3 protein-coding genes are annotated in these 2,466 nt (G+C 73.1%); 1 reads left to right on the forward strand and 2 read right to left on the reverse strand.

Annotated elements, in window-relative coordinates; translation table 11 throughout:
- A partial coding sequence (locus CR470_RS37350) for an acyl-CoA dehydrogenase family protein (RefSeq protein WP_143663982.1) occupies positions 1-388 on the reverse strand: 388 nt, incomplete at its 3' end.
- 176 nt (positions 389-564) lie between these two features.
- Here CR470_RS37350 and CR470_RS37355 point away from each other — a divergent pair.
- Entirely contained in the window at positions 565-2,091 is a 1,527-nt protein-coding gene (locus CR470_RS37355; protein ID WP_097872166.1) for an MFS transporter, read from the forward strand.
- Here the strand turns inward: CR470_RS37355 and pepE are convergent.
- Positions 2,054-2,466 (reverse strand): dipeptidase PepE (gene pepE, locus CR470_RS37360; protein WP_097872168.1); only part of this gene is annotated, 413 nt, incomplete at its 5' end. The genes CR470_RS37355 and pepE overlap by 38 nt on opposite strands.

Consider the following 2,466-nt stretch of genomic DNA (forward strand, 5'->3'; position numbering starts at 1 on the left):
CCCTGAGCGGGCCGCTCAGCGCCTCGGCCCCGGCCGCCACCGCGTGGCGCAGCACGGCGGAGGTGAGCGCGGTCGCGAGGCAGGGGCCGGGCAGCGAGGCGTACGCGGCCTCCTCCAGGACGACGGCGAGGTCGAGGAGGTCCCCGCCGCCACCTCCGTACGCCTCGGGCAGATGGATGCCGGTGAGCCCCTGCGCTGCGAGCGCCTCCCAGTGGGCCGGGCGCACGCCGGGGGCGGCCGGGCCCCCCGCGTCGAGGAGTTCGCGCACCGCGCCGGGTGGTACGGCGCGGGCGAACCAGCCCCGTACGGAGTGCGCCAGCGCGCGGTGCTCCTCGGTGATCCCGATGCCGGTGCCGATGCGTGTGCCTGTGCCTGTGCCGATGCCCATGCGGGTCCTCGCCGGTCGGGGCCACTGGAACGGCGCAAGAGTAGAACACGTTTCAATCTGACGGAAGGTCAGGAGACTGCCGGATCCGAACCGGAATAGAGCGCCACCGGGAAGCGTTCACCATGCACGCACTTGGGGGGAGCCCGGGTGATCGACGCTGCCCGGAGGCCCCACGTATGCGACGGACGAACCAGATACGGCACGCCGGGGAGCCCTCCGGGCCGCGACCGGCGCGCTCCAGCCCCATCGTGCCCGTCCTCGCCTTCGCGGGCATCACCGTCGCGGTCATGCAGACCCTGCTCGTCCCGGTCATCAAGGACCTGCCCGTCCTGCTGAGCACCGACCCGGCCAACGCCACCTGGGTGATGACCGCCACCCTGCTCGCGGGCGCCGTCTCGACGCCGATCATGGGGCGGCTCGGCGACCTGTACGGCAAGCGGCGGATGCTGCTCGCCTCCCTCGCCGTCATGGTCATCGGCTCGCTGATCTGCGCGTCCACCGACGACCTGGTCGTGATGATCACCGGCCGCGCGCTCCAGGGCTTCGCGATGGGCGCCATCCCGCTCGGCATCGGCATCATGCGCGACGAGCTGCCGCGCGAGAGGCTCGGCTCGGCGATGGCCCTGATGAGCTCCTCGATCGGGGTGGGCGGCGGCCTCGCGCTGCCCGCCGCCGCGCTGGTCGCCCAGCACGCCGACTGGCACGCGCTGTTCCTCGGCTCGGCCGGGCTCGGACTGCTCGCGATGGCGCTCACGTACACGCTCGTCCCGGAGCCGCCGCTGCGCGCGCCCGGCACCTTCGACGTGATCGGCGCCCTCGGACTCTCGCTCGGCCTGGTCCTTCTCCTCCTTCCGGTCACCAAGGGCAGCGACTGGGGCTGGACGTCGGCCCCGACCCTCGGGCTGCTCGCCGCGTCCGTCGCCACCCTGGTGCTGTGGGGCCTGTTCGAACTGCGCACCCCGGCGCCGCTCGTCGATCTGCGCACCACCGCCCGCCGCGAGGTGCTGCTGACCAACCTCGCCTCGATCATGGTCGGGGTCGCCTTCTACGCGGTCTCCCTGGTTCTGCCGCAACTGCTCCAGCTGCCCACGTCCACCGGCTACGGCCTCGGGCAGTCCATGGTGGTCGCCGGGCTCTGCGTGGCCCCGCTCGGCGTGACGATGATGTTCGTCGCCCCGCTCTACGCCCGGATCTCGGCCCGTAGAGGCCCCAAGGTCACGCTGATGCTCGGCATGCTGGTCATCGCGGTCGGTTACGGGGCCGGGCTCGGCCTGCTCAGCGCCGCCTGGCAGACCGTGCTGATCGCGGTGGTGCTCGGTGCCGGGATCGGCCTCGCCTACTCCTCGCTGCCCGCCCTGATCATCGGGGCCGTCGACCCGTCGGAGACCGGCGCGGCCAACGGCCTCAACACCCTGATGCGGTCCATCGGCACCTCGGTGTCGAGCGCCGTCATCGGCATGGTGCTGGCCAACACCTCCGTGACGATGGGCTCGGTCCAGGTGCCGTCCATGGAGGGCTTCCGGATCTCGTTCCTGATCGCCACAGGGGCGGTGCTGATCGGCCTGGTGCTGGCGGCGTTCCTGCCCTCGCAGCGGCCCTCCGCGCACCCGGTGCTCCTGGCGAGCAGCGCGGACGACGCGCCGACCGCGCCCGGGCCGGGGCCGGTCAGCGCACCGGAGCGTCGAACCGCGGCACGGTCGTGAGCAGCCGGGACACGTCGGACCCCGGCGGGAGCTCCTGAGGCTCGGCCGCGCGGGAGAACAGCCGGGCGGGGCGGGCGCCCCGGACATGGGCCCGGTCCCCGTCGACGCGGAGCCAGGAGCCCTCGCGCAGCCCGAGCACCGGTACGTCGTTCTCCTCCAGGAACTCGGTGAGCCGCTCCTCGCGGGTCTCGCCCTTGTGGGTGCTGGCCGGGTCCGGGTCCAGATAGTGCGGGTTGATCTGGAACGGGACCAGGCCCAGCGTCTCGAAGGACGGCGGCTGCACGATGGGCATGTCGTTGGACGTGCGCAGGGTCGGGGCGGCCATGTTGGTCCCGGCGCTCGCGCCCATGTAGGGCAGCCCGCCCCGTACCGCGT

The organism is Streptomyces sp. rh34, assembly GCF_002551245.1.
Lineage (GTDB): Bacteria > Actinomycetota > Actinomycetes > Streptomycetales > Streptomycetaceae > Streptomyces.